Origin of the sequence: Pseudomonas sp. CH235, from assembly GCF_004368175.1 — a bacterium.
Lineage (GTDB): Bacteria > Pseudomonadota > Gammaproteobacteria > Pseudomonadales > Pseudomonadaceae > Aquipseudomonas > Aquipseudomonas paraglycinae.
In genome coordinates this window covers 61,791-75,054 of record NZ_RRZJ01000022.1, presented here as the reverse complement: position 1 = coordinate 75,054, position 13,264 = coordinate 61,791, and the positions used below count along the sequence as shown (strand labels likewise).

At 60.1% G+C, this 13,264-nt stretch carries 13 protein-coding genes and 2 pseudogenes; 5 read left to right on the top strand and 10 right to left on the bottom strand.

What is annotated here, in order from left to right:
• Positions 1-58 precede the first annotated feature (58 nt).
• Positions 59-592 carry a gluconokinase gene (locus EIY71_RS20700; protein WP_064598881.1) on the bottom strand — a complete coding sequence of 178 codons (534 nt, stop codon included), beginning with the start codon at positions 590-592 and terminating at the stop codon, positions 59-61.
• Positions 593-808: 216 nt separating this feature from the next.
• Between EIY71_RS20700 and EIY71_RS20695 the strand changes: the two genes are divergently transcribed.
• A complete protein-coding gene (locus EIY71_RS20695) occupies positions 809-1,840 on the top strand; it encodes a LacI family DNA-binding transcriptional regulator (RefSeq protein ID WP_007951123.1) in 1,032 nt (343 codons plus the stop codon).
• A gap of 51 nt (positions 1,841-1,891) precedes the next feature.
• Here the strand turns inward: EIY71_RS20695 and EIY71_RS20690 are convergent, their stop codons facing one another.
• Positions 1,892-2,764 (bottom strand): LysR family transcriptional regulator, encoded by an 873-nt coding sequence (locus EIY71_RS20690; protein ID WP_134022937.1) that lies wholly within the window; start codon positions 2,762-2,764, stop codon positions 1,892-1,894.
• Between the two features lie 121 nt (positions 2,765-2,885).
• Between EIY71_RS20690 and EIY71_RS20685 the strand changes: the two genes are divergently transcribed.
• The 3 genes from EIY71_RS20685 (at position 2,886) to EIY71_RS20675 (ending at position 5,593) form a co-directional block, all read left to right on the top strand.
• Positions 2,886-3,326 carry a PACE efflux transporter gene (locus EIY71_RS20685; protein ID WP_102687278.1) on the top strand — a complete coding sequence of 147 codons (441 nt, stop codon included), beginning with the start codon at positions 2,886-2,888 and terminating at the stop codon, positions 3,324-3,326.
• 125 nt (positions 3,327-3,451) lie between these two features.
• The gene (locus tag EIY71_RS20680) at positions 3,452-4,873 is read left to right on the top strand and encodes an MFS transporter (protein WP_007951130.1); all 1,422 of its coding nucleotides are present in this window, start codon (positions 3,452-3,454) and stop codon (positions 4,871-4,873) included.
• 153 nt (positions 4,874-5,026) lie between these two features.
• A complete protein-coding gene (locus EIY71_RS20675; protein ID WP_134022935.1) occupies positions 5,027-5,593 on the top strand; it encodes a hypothetical protein in 567 nt (188 codons plus the stop codon).
• Between the two features lie 72 nt (positions 5,594-5,665).
• Here EIY71_RS20675 and EIY71_RS28945 read toward each other — a convergent pair.
• From EIY71_RS28945 to EIY71_RS20650, 6 genes and pseudogenes are all read right to left on the bottom strand, one after another.
• Positions 5,666-6,094, bottom strand: a pseudogene (locus EIY71_RS28945) (methyl-accepting chemotaxis protein); the annotation flags it as partial.
• A 120-nt stretch (positions 6,095-6,214) separates the two neighbouring features.
• Positions 6,215-6,985 (bottom strand): annotated as a pseudogene (locus tag EIY71_RS28940) (PAS domain-containing protein); the annotation flags it as partial.
• Between the two features lie 589 nt (positions 6,986-7,574).
• Complete coding sequence (locus EIY71_RS20665) at positions 7,575-8,588, bottom strand: ABC transporter substrate-binding protein (RefSeq protein ID WP_134022933.1); 1,014 nt, start codon at positions 8,586-8,588, stop codon at positions 7,575-7,577.
• The gene (locus EIY71_RS20660; protein ID WP_085745171.1) at positions 8,585-9,130 is read right to left on the bottom strand and encodes a sigma-70 family RNA polymerase sigma factor; all 546 of its coding nucleotides are present in this window, start codon (positions 9,128-9,130) and stop codon (positions 8,585-8,587) included. The genes EIY71_RS20665 and EIY71_RS20660 overlap by 4 nt, the downstream gene beginning before the upstream one ends.
• A 126-nt stretch (positions 9,131-9,256) precedes the next feature.
• Positions 9,257-10,048 carry a phosphate/phosphite/phosphonate ABC transporter substrate-binding protein gene (locus EIY71_RS20655; RefSeq protein ID WP_134022931.1) on the bottom strand — a complete coding sequence of 264 codons (792 nt, stop codon included), beginning with the start codon at positions 10,046-10,048 and terminating at the stop codon, positions 9,257-9,259.
• Between the two features lie 7 nt (positions 10,049-10,055).
• Entirely contained in the window at positions 10,056-10,997 is a 942-nt protein-coding gene (locus EIY71_RS20650; RefSeq protein WP_134022930.1) for a fatty acid desaturase, read from the bottom strand.
• Between the two features lie 337 nt (positions 10,998-11,334).
• Between EIY71_RS20650 and EIY71_RS20645 the strand changes: the two genes are divergently transcribed.
• The gene (locus tag EIY71_RS20645) at positions 11,335-11,754 is read left to right on the top strand and encodes a GNAT family N-acetyltransferase (protein ID WP_134022928.1); all 420 of its coding nucleotides are present in this window, start codon (positions 11,335-11,337) and stop codon (positions 11,752-11,754) included.
• Here the strand turns inward: EIY71_RS20645 and def are convergent, their stop codons facing one another.
• Positions 11,755-12,294 carry a peptide deformylase gene (def, locus tag EIY71_RS20640; protein ID WP_134022926.1) on the bottom strand — a complete coding sequence of 180 codons (540 nt, stop codon included), beginning with the start codon at positions 12,292-12,294 and terminating at the stop codon, positions 11,755-11,757.
• Positions 12,295-12,296: 2 nt separating this feature from the next.
• Complete coding sequence (locus tag EIY71_RS20635; protein WP_134022924.1) at positions 12,297-13,247, bottom strand: YihY/virulence factor BrkB family protein; 951 nt, start codon at positions 13,245-13,247, stop codon at positions 12,297-12,299.
• Positions 13,248-13,264 lie beyond the last annotated feature (17 nt).

Below are 13,264 nucleotides of genomic sequence, written 5' to 3'. Positions count from 1 at the left end.
TGTTATTAAAGCGGGTTAATCAGAAGTCGCATGGACAGCGCTATCTTCGCAATCACACTCATACCGCCTGTTTCAGGCCATGGGCCTGCCACCAGACGTGGGCTTGCGATGCGAGCTCTTCAACGCTGTGGATCGAAGCATTCAGGGCCAGGGTCAACGGCTCGCCCTTGGGCGATTCGAGGGTGGCGAACTGGCTTTCGATCAAGGTGGCCGGCATGAAGTGGCCCGGACGGTGGGACACACGTTCGGCGGCGACTTCAGGCGTCAATTCGAGGAACACGAAACCCAGGCCCGGCAAGGCGCTGCGCAGCACTTCGCGATAACTGTGTTTGAGGGCCGAGCAAGTCAGCACCGGGCGTTCGCCCAGGGCATCGACGCGACGCAGTTCATCGCACAGGCTGTCGAGCCAGCCGGCACGGTCTTCGTCATTCAGGGGGATCCCCGCGCTCATCTTTTCGATGTTCGCGGCCGGATGGAAAGTATCGCCTTCAATGGCAGTGGCGCCGCTCAATTGGCACAGGGCCTCGCTGACGCACGTCTTGCCGCAACCGGCAACGCCCATGATGACCAGGGCGGTGATGGGATGATTCATGTAACACCTCAGCGCGCAGACAGCGCTACCTTTGCTAGCTATGACTCTAGTGCACAGGCAGAAGTTGCCGACGCCTTCTTGTCGTTTTTTTGGGTTGCAGCAGGTTTTGTCGGTACGCCAAAAAGCGAGGATCAGGCAGGACCTCGCTTACGCATTTGCAGCTGCATAAGGACAGCGCTACCTTAGTGCCTTGATTTTTGTTTGGCAAGCCGCCCGATGACCACCCCTAAAAACGATAAAAACACCCGCACCACCGGCCGTCCCACCCTCAATGAAGTCGCCCGTCTGGCCGGCGTCAGCCCGATTACCGCCTCCCGCGCCCTGCGTGGGGTCAGCACGGTTGCCACCGAACTGGTGGAGAAAGTCCAGAAAGCCGCGCTGGAACTCAACTATGTGGTCAACCCCGCCGCCCGCGCTCTGGCCTCGGCCCAGAGCCATTCGGTGGTGGTTCTGGTGCCTTCGCTGTCCAACCTGTTGTTCATCGACACCCTGGAAGCCATTCATCGGGTACTGACGCCCAAAGGTTTCGAGGTGCTGATCGGCAACTTCCACTATTCCCGCGATGAAGAAGAAAACCTGCTGCGCAACTACATGGCCTATCAGCCACGCGGTTTGCTGCTCACCGGCTTCGACCGCACTGAAAGCTCGCGGCGGATGATCGAGGCCAGCAACATTCCCTGCGTGTACATGATGGAGCTGGACAGCGCGGCCGGGGTGAACTGCGTCGGTTTCTCCCAGCTCAGCGCCGGGGAAACGGCTGCCGAACATTTGCTGTCCCGTGGCCGCAAGCGTCTGGCGTACATCGGCGCGCAGCTCGATCAGCGCACCCTGCTGCGTGGCGAAGGCTTTCGCAAAGCGCTACAGAAGGCCGGTCGCTACGACCCGGATCTGGAAGTGCTGACCCCGCGTTCATCGTCCGTGGGCCTGGGCGGCGAGTTGTTCCTGCAACTGCTGGCGGCGCATCCGGATGTCGATGCGATCTTCTTCGGTAACGACGACCTGGCTCAGGGCGCCCTGCTCGAAGCGCTGCGCAACGGGATCAAGATCCCCGAGCAAGTGGCGATCCTCGGCTTCAACGACCTGCCGATGTCGGAACACATGGTGCCGCGCCTGAGCAGCATCAACACGCCCCGCGAAGCGATCGGCAAGCGAGCGGCGGAGCAGATGCTGACTCTGATGGCCGGCAATAGCGTGGCGCGGCCGGTCGAAGACATGGGGTTCGAACTGAAGATTCGCGAGAGCACCTGACCCCGCACGGCAATAACCTGTTGATCGTTCCCACGCAGAGCGTGGGAACGATCACCGGCCGAGTATTTCAACAAGCGCCAGCGCCCCCTTCTGCAACGGCTGGCTCTTGAGCCACACCGCGTGCACCGGCAGCACCAGGCCGTTTTCGATATTGCGGAAGTTCAACCGTTTCAGCCGTCCGCTATCGAGCCACGGCTGCACCACCGACAGCGGAAAATTGCCCCAGCCCAACCCAGCCTCGACCATTTCCAGTGCTGTCTCCAGATTGTCGGTGCGCCAGTGGGATTCGGCCACCAGCGGCCGGGTTTCGCTGATCGGCAAGTCGCGGCTGCCGACGACGATCTGCCGCACATGCACCAGGTCCTCAAGAAACAGATCCTGCCCCTGCAACAACGGGCTGTCCGCCGCCAGCGTGGCGATCATCCGCTCACTGCCGACAAACTGAAAACGCTCCAGCACATTCACGCTCAACCCGGCGAACGCCAGACACACGCTGACCCGGCCACTATGGAGCATCGCCAGCACATCATCCTGCGGCGCGGTCAGCACTTCGATGTCGAGCAGTGGATGACGCTCGCTGAGATCCTTGATCGCCGTCAGCAACCGTCGGCGATCGATATCCGCCGCCACGCCAATCGACAATTTGCTCTCAAGCCCCAGCGACAACTGCACCGCATGCACCTGCAATTGCTTGAGCTGATCGGCGATCAACCGAGCATGGGGCACCAGCGACAGCGCCATTGCCGTGGGTTGCGGTTCGCGGTGACTGCGATCAAACAGCGAGTAACCGAGTTCCGCCTCCAGATTGCCGATGGCCATGCTCACCGCCGACGGGACTCTGCCCAATGCCCTCGCAGCGGCGGAAAACGAGCCGCGTTCGATCACGGCGAGAAACAGCTCGATGCTTTCACTGTTGAAATTCACTTCGCACACCTATCAATAAAACTGAAAGCTACTGACTTTTTCTGTCATCTATATTGAAGCTATCTTTCGTCGCCTTCGCCAGTCCCATTGGCCACAAGTCGCAAGAAAGAGGCAATTCCCCATGCAAGGCGTCAAACGCAAACTGGTCTATGTGTCGCTCTATGAAGTGATCGGCATGACCTTCTCGGCCCTCGGCCTCGCCCTGTTGTCCGGCACATCGCCCGGCAGCACCGGTCCGCTGGCGGTGATCATCACCACCATCGCCGTGACCTGGAACTTCATCTACACCTCGCTGTTCGAGCGCTGGGAAAGCCGCCAGGTGTCACGCACCCGCACGGTGAAACGGCGCATCGCCCACGCCGTCGGGTTCCAGCTGACGCTGATCGTATTCCTGATTCCGCTGATCGCGTGGTGGATGAACATCAGTCTGGTGCAGGCCTTTTTGCTGGATCTGGCGCTGATCGTGTTCATCCCTTGCTACACCTTCGCGTTCAACTGGCTGTTCGACCGGGTATTCGGCTTGCCAGCGTCTGCGCTGCCCGATCCGGCGCCCGCGACATAAATCGTTAATTGGTAAGCGGATATTGCAAGAAATCGGCGGTTTTACCGCGCCAACCGCCGATATAAACAATCCTTGATTTCCGATAGCCGGCTAAGCTTTTCCATCAATAAAAAATGGATCAGCCCATGACTGCACACGCCCCCGCCGCGCAACGCGACGGTATCGACCCGATACGCGCCGCCGAGATTTCCGCCCGCATCGACCGCCTTCCGGCCGTCGCCACGATCTGGCGGCTGGTGGCGCTGCTGTCGATCGGTGGTTTCTTCGAACTCTACGACCTGTTCCAGACCGCCTATATCAGCCCCGGCCTGATCCGCGACGGCATCTTCGCCACCGGCAATCAGGGCGTGTTCGGTTTCTCCGATCAGGCTGCGTTCGCCTCGGCGACGTTCCTCGGTTTGTTTCTCGGCGCCAGCCTGCTGAGCCCGATGGCGGATCGGTTCGGGCGGCGCGCGATCTTCACCTTCGCGCTGGTTTGGTACACCGTGGCCACGGTGCTGATGGGCGTGCAGAGTTCGGCACTGGGGATCATCTGTATGCGTTTTCTGGTGGGCATCGGCCTCGGCATCGAGCTGGTGACCATCGACGCCTATCTCTCGGAACTGGTGCCCAAGCGCATGCGTAGTTCGGCGTTTGCCTTCGCATTTTTCGTGCAGTTCCTGTCGGTACCGGCAGTGGCGTTGATGTCCTGGTGGCTGGTGCCACAGGCGCCGTTCGGGGTGTCCGGCTGGCGTTGGGTGGTGTTGGCGAGCGCGGTGTTTGCGCTGTTCATCTGGTGGCTGCGCAAGCGTCTGCCGGAGTCGCCGCGCTGGCTGGCCCAGCACGGCCGCTTCGATGAGGCGAACCGGATTCTCGATGGCATCGAGGCGCGCTGCGAGAAAGATCACCGTCAGCCACTGGATGCGCCGGAAGCGGTAGCAGTGGATGTCGAAGGCAAGGGCCGTTTCGCCGACATCTGGCAGCCACCTTACCGGCGTCGCGCTCTGATGCTGATCGTCTTCCACATCTTCCAGGCCATCGGTTTCTTCGGCTTCGGCAACTGGCTGCCGGCGTTGCTCTCCGGTCAGGGTGTCAGCGTCACTCACAGCCTGATGTACGCGTTCATCATCACCCTCGCCTACCCGCTCGGGCCGCTGCTGTTCGTCAAATTCGCCAACCGCTTCGAGAACAAATGGCAGATCGTCGGCTCGGCCCTCGGCGCCATGACCTTCGGCACTCTGTTCGCATTGCAGACCAGCGCCTTCGGCCTGATCTTCTGCGGTGTGATGATCACCTTCTGCAACGCCTGGCTGAGCTTCAGTTACCACTCCTATCAGAGCGAACTGTTCCCCACCAACATCCGCGCCCGGGCGGTGGGGTTCTGCTATTCGTTCAGTCGTTTGTCGACGGTGTTCAGCAGCCTGTTGATCGGTTTGTTCCTCGACCACTTCGGCACACCGGGCGTGTTGGCGTTCATCGTCGCCAGCATGTTGATCGTGATGCTGACCATCGGCTATTTCGGCCCTCGCACCCGTAACCTGGCGCTGGAAAACATCGCCCATCGCTGACGGACAACGGTCATCCTCTGCCGCCCTCCGGCAAGGGATGACCGCTTTGCCGGTTCACCAAAAACCACAAGCCATTGAAATAAAAGAACTTATTAGATAGGCATGGTAATTGCTCCCTAGGGCTGACAGTCATTACCTACAGGTCCTTTCATCATGTTGGTCAGTGCAAAACAACAGCAAATCATTCACCTGCCCAAGCCGCTGAATGACGATGCAACCGCCACGGCCGCGGCCGGCCTGCAAGGCGGTCTGCATGGCGCGATGCTGCAAACCCTGCAAAACCAGGCCCAGGCGCAAACCGCCGAAGCCACCGCCAAAGTGCAGGAATCGGCCACCCAACTGGCGACCCAGCAAGTCAGCGAAGCTACGCGCATCAGCGACAACGTCGACGAAGCATTCGCCAAGACCCGCGTCGCCCTGCAAACCTCCGATACTTCGCCGACCAAATCCTCAGGTTCATCGGCGCTGGACGAGTTCAAGGACTACATGAGCAAAACGCCGGAACAGCGTCTGCGCGACAGTATCCTCAAGGAAATGGGTCTGACCGAGGACGACATCAAAGCCATGCCGCCGGAGAAACAACTGGCCATTGGCAAAGAGATCGCCGAGCGACTGCAGGATAAGATGAAGCTGGCTGAAGCCGAGAAGCAGAACAAGCAAGACGCCGAATCGGCGAAGATCAGCGACGAGTCGGCAGACAAGTTCCTCGCTTCGCTCTGATTCGCCTCGATCTGAAAAGTGGCGCAATAAAAAAGGATCCCCACGGGGATCCTTTTTTCAGCCGTGAAATTGTCAATTCAACTGCAACGTCTCGTTGAACTGACTGATCGCATCCACCACATGCCGCGAGCCCTGCTGAATCTCCCGGATCGCGTCGCCCGCCTCGTTCGCCAGTTCCACCCCGAGCCCGGTGCGGCTCAGGCTCGACTGCATGCTCGACACTGCGCTCAGTGACAGCTCATGGTTTTTGCGCACCACATCGACGATCTCCAGAGTCGCCTGACTGGTCCGCGCCGCGAGGCTGCGCACTTCGTCCGCCACCACCGCAAAACCACGCCCGTGCTCACCCGCCCGCGCCGCCTCGATGGCTGCGTTGAGCGCCAGCAGGTTGGTCTGGTCGGCGATTCCGCGAATGGTCTGGACGATGGTGCCGATGATGTCCGACTGCTTGCTGACGGCATCGATGCTCAGCGCCGCTTCGTTGAGGTCGCGGGAAATGTCCTGAATGATCTGCACCGTTTGCTGCACGACCTGTGAGCCTTTTTGCGCGCAGGCGTCGTTTTGTACCGAAGTGCTGTGGGCCGATTCCGCAGCAGTCTGCAAGGTGGTCATCTGGTGGGTGATGTCACTGGCGAACTTCACCACTTTGTACAGCCGGCCCTTGGCGTCGAACAGCGGGTTGTACGACGCTTCCAGGTAAACGGTCTGCCCGGACTTGTTCTTGCGCTCGAAGCGGTGCGAGTGATATTCGCCGCGATTGAGCGACGCCCAGAACGCCTTGTACTGCGCGGACTCGGCCTCGACCCGGTGACAGAAAAGACTGTGGTGATGGCCGACGATTTCGTTGAGCGAGTACTGCATGGTCTTGAGGAAGTTGTCGTTGGCCGTGATCACATTGCCTTCCGGAGTGAACTCGATCACTGCCATCGACCGGCCGATGGCAGCGAGCATGCTTTCTTCTTCCTTTTCCTTGTTCACGCGCGCCGTTATGTCCGACGCCACTTTGATCACACTGCGGACCTGTTTGTCCGGGCCATACACCGGCATGTAACTGGCCTCGAGCCAGATCTCCCGGCCGCTTTTGTTCAAGCGCAGGAAAGTGCCGCTGATGGGTTCGCCCCGGGCCAGGTCACGCCACAACTTGGCGTATTCCTCGCTGCGATAAAATTCTTCTTCACAAAAGATCCGGTGATGTTTGCCACGCACTTCATCGGCGCTGTAGCCCATGGTCTTGCAGAAGTTTTCATTGGCATCCAGAACGATGCCCTCGGGGGTGAATTCGATCATTGCCATCGAACGGCTGATCGCCGCCAGCTTGGCGTTGGCTTCGGTCAGGGCACAACTGAAACGTTCGATTTCCTGCAGATCAGCCTTGTGATGTAGGTTGAACATGTCTCGATCACCTTCCGCGCGTTCTTTTGATTTGATGAAAGTTCAGGTCTTTCAGAATCCACCACTACGTTCCACAGAACAGGCACACGCCTTCCTCCATGGGAGGAAGTTGTCAGGTGATAAACGATGATTAATCGGAGAGTCCATGCGACGACGCTCTAATCAAGGCATCCTTTTCTTGATAGCCCGGTGATGGGCCATTCCTAACATGCAGAAGAACTTCCATTTAAAAAACAGCTCCCTGTCGGTCAAGTGTCGGTGCCTTGGATTGCGCACTCTGGCAACTTTGAGATCGGTAACCACTAGCGGTCGAAACGCATTGGATGGCGTTCGGCATAGTTAGTTATGAATGAGCATAGACAGCGCGAATGCTTGCGCAAGGCCACTAGTCGGCCAGTAATGAGGGAATTCGGACAGGAAGCGGACGAGAAACGGTTCAGCGCAAAAAAGTTTTGTCTGGTCGAACGCCATCGCGGGCAAGCCACGCTCCCACAGGTACCACGCAGGCTTGAACATCGCGCAGAACCTTGTGGGAGCGGGCTTGCCCGCGATGGTATCGGTGCAGCACTACAGAAATATCAGAAACGAACTACAGACTCCCGCTCACCTTGTTTGCCACATCACCCGGCACCCAAGGCTTCCACACTTGCGGCTGATCGCGCAGGAACGCCTCGGCCACCTGCCGTGGTTGCTGGCGTTTCTCGCTCATCCCGGCCAGGGTCTGGTTCAGCAGATCGATCGGCAAATCGACTTTCTCAAAGAACGTCACCAGCTCCGGATACTGCGCCTTGAACGGCGCCGACACGCCAATCGCCAGGCTCGCCGGCATCGAGCGGGTGCCTTTCGGGTTGGGGTTGTTGGCGTCGGCCAGGGTTTTCCAGGCTTCGGCGTCGAACGGCGGCTCTTCCAGCTTCACCAGTTTGAAGCGACCGAGCAGCGGCGTTGGCGACCAGTAGTAGAACAGCACCGGTTTGCCGCGCTTGATCGACGACGCCACTTCGGCATCCAGCGCCGCGCCGGAGCCGGTGCGGAAGTTGACGAAGCTGTCGTTCAGCGCATACGCCTTGAGCTTCTGGCTGTTGACGATTTCCGAGGTCCAGCCGGTCGGGCTGTTGAGGAAGCGCCCACGGCTCGGGTCTTCCGGATCCTTGAACACATCCTTGTAGCGCGGCAGGTCGGCCACCGATTTCAGCTCCGGTGCCAGCGGTTTGATCCCGCGCTCGGGATCGCCCTTGATCACGTACTCCGGCACCCACCAACCCTCGGTGGCGCCCTTCACCGTGTCACCGAGGCCGAACACTTTGCCCTCGGCGGCAGCCTTGACCCACGCCGGACTGCGCCCGGCCCACTCTTCGCCGATCACTTGAATATCGTTTTTCGCCAGCGCCGCTTCCAGGCTGACGGTGCTGCCCGGCAGCGTGTCCGTCGGGTAGCCGTAGCCTTTTTCGACGATCAGGCGCAGCACTTCGGTGATGAAGCTGCCGCTTTCCCAGGTGATGTCGCCGAAGTGGATCGGCGCGGTTTTTTCCGCTGCCACGACGTGCCCGGCAGTCAGGGTCAGGGCCAGCAGCGAACTGCCGAGCAGGGTTTTGATCGATCTCATGCGGACCTCTTGTTCTGGGAGGAAATCAGGGTTTGGTTGGCGCTATGGCGGTTGCACAGGGCCTGGGAACGGGTCATGTACAGGCTCACCGAACGCTGGGAGATGCCCAGTTCGGCAGCGATTTGCGGATAGGTCAGGCCGTCGATGCGCGCCAGCAGAAAGGTCGAGCGCACCTTGCCTGGCAGGCGCCGGAGTGTCCGGTCCAGGTGCTTGAGGCTCTGCGACAGGTCGGCGAGTTCTTCGGGAGACGGCGCGTGATCGAGGTCACCTTGTTGCAGTTGGTGCAGATGCCGACGCTCCAGATCGCCCCGCCGCCAGCGCTCATACAGCAGACGTTGGGCGATGGTGGTGAGCAAGGCGCGGGGTTCGCGAATGGCGGTCAGCCCCGGCGCTTCGAGCAGTTGCGCGAAGGTTTCGGCGGCGATGTCTTCGGCCGTGGCCGCATCATTCGATTGCCGACGCAGACGTGTGCACAACCACTGGTAATGGTCGCGAAACAACGTGTTCACATGATTGCGATGGGATGAGTCGGCGCCGGACATGGGGGCTCCTTGGTAAAGGGTCGCTGATGTCCGGTCGTCCGGTGGCGCGATCCTAGCAAGGTGCCTTATGCGTTAAAAATACTTAAAAAGAATTTTTATATTCCATTAGTGAATTACAAGAAGCCGCTAACGCAAGCGGCCATAACCCAGTTCTTCGGCCTCGCGCTGGTAACCCAGCAAGACGAGGTAATCGCTTTCGCTGGCGGGCAATACTTCGGGCAAACCGAGGGTGCGGGCCACATCGGGCAGGTCGTGAAGACTGCGGTTCATGGCCCGGCGCAGGTGTTCGATCTGTCCGTCAGTCGTGCTGGCCGAAGTGATGAAGGGCAATGTCGGACTGAACGCGCTGCGCGCTACCACTCGCAATCCGCTGACCTCTTCGGCGGCGTACTGCGCCAGGTACGCAAAGGTCACGCTGTCGATGGCCGCCAGATCGGCACGGTCTTCGCGCAACCAAAGCAGGCTTTCGCGATGTCCGCCACTGATGCCGACCGAGGCGAAAAACTGCCCGTCCCGGTGCAATGGGGCCAGGCGCTGGCGCAACAGGTTCATGCCGCTGTTGGAATCTTCGCTGTTGATCACCCCGCGACTGTCGAAGAACTCCGCCAGGCTGCGGCGTGGATCATCGGCGCGGGCGAGGATCAGGCTGCAATGATTGCCGGCGCTGGCGTCCGGCAATTCGTAGCGCGGACGGCCAACAATCCTCACCTGCCCACGCAGCGCGGTCATCAGCGGATAGCCGCAGGTCTGGGTCAGCAGCAACTCAGGCGAGCGCCAGAGTTCGAGCAACGACTGACCGTCGGCATCAAGCCGCGAACGGCCGAGGTGTTCAAGGATCCGCGCCAGCCACTGCTCGTTCGCCGCGCGGATCGGCTCGGGTGCGATGTACATCAACAGCTCTGCGTAACCTGACGTCATGGTCGCCTCAAATAAACGGATGCTGCGGGCTGTCGATCGGCTTGATGCCGTGCCGGCGCCACAGTTGCCCATAACCTTGCACCAGAAATCCGCCGCTGCGCGCCACCCATTGCTCCCGGCGCATGCGGTAGGCCTCGGGCAAGTCGTACCACGACAGCTTCGGCAAATCGTGATGCACCAGATGGAAATTCAGGTTCAGGAACAGCCAGCGCCACGGCCATCCGGCTTCGTTGAGTACCGTGCGCTGCTCCGGTTGCGTGTGCGGCCGGTGTTCATAGTAGGAGCGAACCATCGCTATCGACAGCGCCGGCACGCTAATCAAAAAAAGGTAATGCCAGACCGGCAACACGCTGTAGCGGGCGATGAAAAACAGCATCAGCACGGTCAGGGCGCCGTGGGTCAGCCACATCAGCCAGGCCTGACGCTCGCGGTTTTTCAGACGTTGCAATTCTTCACCGGCCAGCGCCAGCAACGCCAGCGGCGCGCCTAGTACAAAACGGCCGAGCACGGTCTTGTTCAGCCAGTGCAGGCTGCGCTCGAACAGCGAACTGCCCTGCCAGCGTTCGGCACTCAGGTAACGGCTTTCGGGATCGACGCCGGGAATCGTCAGGTCTTCGTCGCGATGGTGCTGCAAATGGCTATCGCGATAGAGCGTGTACGGATACCACACCGCGAATGGCGCGTAGCCGAGGACTTTGTTGACGAAGGTCCAGCGCGTCGGATGACCGTGGAGCAATTCGTGCTGCACCGACAGCCACAGTACCAGCAGCGGAATCAGCAGCAGCGTGCTCCACCAGACGCCAAGCCGTTCGCTGCCCAGCACAATCGCGAACCAGCCGCCGTACACGCCGATCAGCAGCAGCCAGGTCGGCCACTCGGTGCGGGCGGTGAAGCGCTGGCGCAGGGTTTCGATTTGCTGACGATGCTGATCGTCAAAGTAATGGGCCATGGCGTTGCTCGGAAAAGGAGTCCATTCCTTCTGTGCAACGACAACGGAAATTCTTGCAGATTATTTTTTCAGGCTGTTTTCAAGGACAAGACAGGAGCCCGGATCCGGGCTCCCGAACGGCGTGATCAATGGCCAAAGATGTCGACTTTCTTCGCCCTTTTCTCGTGGCGTTTTTCGATGGCGGTCTTGGCCGGTTTCTTCTTCGCAGCTTTCTTCGAATCCATACCTTTGGACATGATGCGTACTCCACTCAGAGGGGATGTGAGATCAGGTATACACCTATCCCGGCGGGCACGTTGTTTTATAATCCGCGGCTTTTGCACCGGCAGTCCGATTCATGACCGACATCCGTTACAGCCAGCTCGACGACCTGTCCTGGCCCTTGATGAACAAGTTCTACCGCCAGCATCAATCGTCGATGAAAGCGGTGCGCGAGGCGCAATTGTGGGTGGCGCGGCGGGAGGAAATCGTGGCGGCGCTGTGTCTGCGGCCGGTGTTCGGCGGGCATTGGCTGACCGGGTTGTTCGTCGATCCGGCCTGTCGCGAACAGGGCATTGCCGCGCAGTTGATTGCCGAAGCGGTGAAGGGCGTCGAGGCGCCGGTGTGGCTGTTCTGCCACCCGGACTTGCGCGGTTTCTACGAGCGGCGCGGCTTCACTTTCGCCCCCGCCCTGCCCCAAGCCATGGCCGAGCGCTTGAGCCGTTATGCGCGGAGCAAGCCGATGATTGCCATGGAGCTGGTGCCGCGCGCGGACTAGTCAGTCGTCTGCGTTGGGATCGAGGTCCGGGAAAATCACTTCGGTGAAACCGAACTTGCTGAAATCGGTAATGCGCGACGGGTACAGCCGCCCGATCAGGTGATCGCATTCATGCTGCACCACCCGCGCATGGAACCCCGAGGCCACACGCACAATCGGCTCGCCCTTGGGGTCGACGCCTTCGTAACGGATCTGCTGATAACGATCCACCGCGCCCCGCAGGCCAGGCACCGACAGGCAGCCCTCAAAACCCTCTTCCATCAACGGACTGAGCGGCGTGATCAGCGGGTTGATCAGGATCGTCTGCGGCACCGCTTCGGCGTCCGGGTAACGCTCGCTGTGCTCGAAACCGAAGATCACCAGTTGCAGGTCGACACCGATCTGCGGCGCGGCCAGGCCGACCCCGCCCACGCTTTCCATGGTCTGGAACATGTCGTCGATCAGTTGCCATAGTTCCGGGCTGTCGAGCATTTCGGCGGGCACTGGCGGGGCGATGCGCAGCAGGCGTTCGTCGCCCATCTTCAGGATTTCACGGATCATGATCAGGCTTCGTCAGTGTTCGGCTTGAGCGAGTGATCGCGCCCGAGGCCGGAAACGTGTTGTTTGGGATGTTCATCGAGTTCGCCGGGGACTTTCTCGCCCGAATCCTTGCCCTCGCTGGACATATGTTCGATTACCGCATTCATCTCCGCGCCGAGCAGCAACACGGCGGCGGAAATGTAGAAATACAGCAACAGCACGATGATCGCACCGATGCTGCCATACATGGCGTTGTAGTTGGCGAATGTCTTGACGTAGAACGCGAACCCCAGGGACGCGATGATCCACACCACCACCGCCAGCACCGAACCCGGGGTGATGAAGCGAAACTCCTGTTTGACGTCTGGCATCACGTAGTAGATCAGCGCCACGGCCACCATCATCAGGATCACGATCACCGGCCAGCGGGCGATCGTCCACAAGGTGACAATGACTTCTTCCAGCCCGACCTGCGCGGCGATCCAGCCCATCACCTGCGGACCGAGCACCATCAGCGCAGCGGCGACCAGCAACATGCCGGCGATGCCGACGGTGTAGATGATCGACAGCGGGAAGCGCTTCCACAGGGGCCGTCCTTCGACCACGTCGTAGGCTGCGTTCATCGCACTCATCATCAGGCGCACGCCGGCAGACGCGGTGTACAGGGCGACAACGATACCGACCGAAAGCAGGCCGCCCTTGGATTGCTGCAGTTGATCGATCACCGGATTGACCTGTTCCAGCGCCTGGGGCGGCAACACCAGCTCCGATTGCAGGCGGAGCCAGGAGAAGAAGTCCGGCAGGTGCAGGAAGCCGATCAGGGCAATCAGGAACAGAATGAACGGGAACAGCGAGAACAGCATCTGGTAGGCCAGTGCCGAGGCATAGGTCGACATCTCGTCGTCGACGAATTCAGTGACCGTGCGCACCATCACCCGGTGCAGGGGCAGACCTTTCATGTCCGGAAAAATCATTCGCGTCTCCTTTCGCC

Coding starts and splice junctions, on each gene's coding strand:
- EIY71_RS20700 (WP_064598881.1), bottom strand. CDS start 592: ATGAATCATCCCATCACCGCCCTGGTCATCATGGGCGTTGCCGGTTGC.
- EIY71_RS20695 (WP_007951123.1), top strand. CDS start 809: ATGACCACCCCTAAAAACGATAAAAACACCCGCACCACCGGCCGTCCC.
- EIY71_RS20685 (WP_102687278.1), top strand. CDS start 2,886: ATGCAAGGCGTCAAACGCAAACTGGTCTATGTGTCGCTCTATGAAGTG.
- EIY71_RS20680 (WP_007951130.1), top strand. CDS start 3,452: ATGACTGCACACGCCCCCGCCGCGCAACGCGACGGTATCGACCCGATA.
- EIY71_RS20675 (WP_134022935.1), top strand. CDS start 5,027: ATGTTGGTCAGTGCAAAACAACAGCAAATCATTCACCTGCCCAAGCCG.
- EIY71_RS20665 (WP_134022933.1), bottom strand. CDS start 8,588: ATGAGATCGATCAAAACCCTGCTCGGCAGTTCGCTGCTGGCCCTGACC.
- EIY71_RS20660 (WP_085745171.1), bottom strand. CDS start 9,130: ATGTCCGGCGCCGACTCATCCCATCGCAATCATGTGAACACGTTGTTT.
- EIY71_RS20655 (WP_134022931.1), bottom strand. CDS start 10,048: ATGACGTCAGGTTACGCAGAGCTGTTGATGTACATCGCACCCGAGCCG.
- EIY71_RS20650 (WP_134022930.1), bottom strand. CDS start 10,997: ATGGCCCATTACTTTGACGATCAGCATCGTCAGCAAATCGAAACCCTG.
- EIY71_RS20645 (WP_134022928.1), top strand. CDS start 11,335: ATGACCGACATCCGTTACAGCCAGCTCGACGACCTGTCCTGGCCCTTG.
- def (WP_134022926.1), bottom strand. CDS start 12,294: ATGATCCGTGAAATCCTGAAGATGGGCGACGAACGCCTGCTGCGCATC.
- EIY71_RS20635 (WP_134022924.1), bottom strand. CDS start 13,247: ATGATTTTTCCGGACATGAAAGGTCTGCCCCTGCACCGGGTGATGGTG.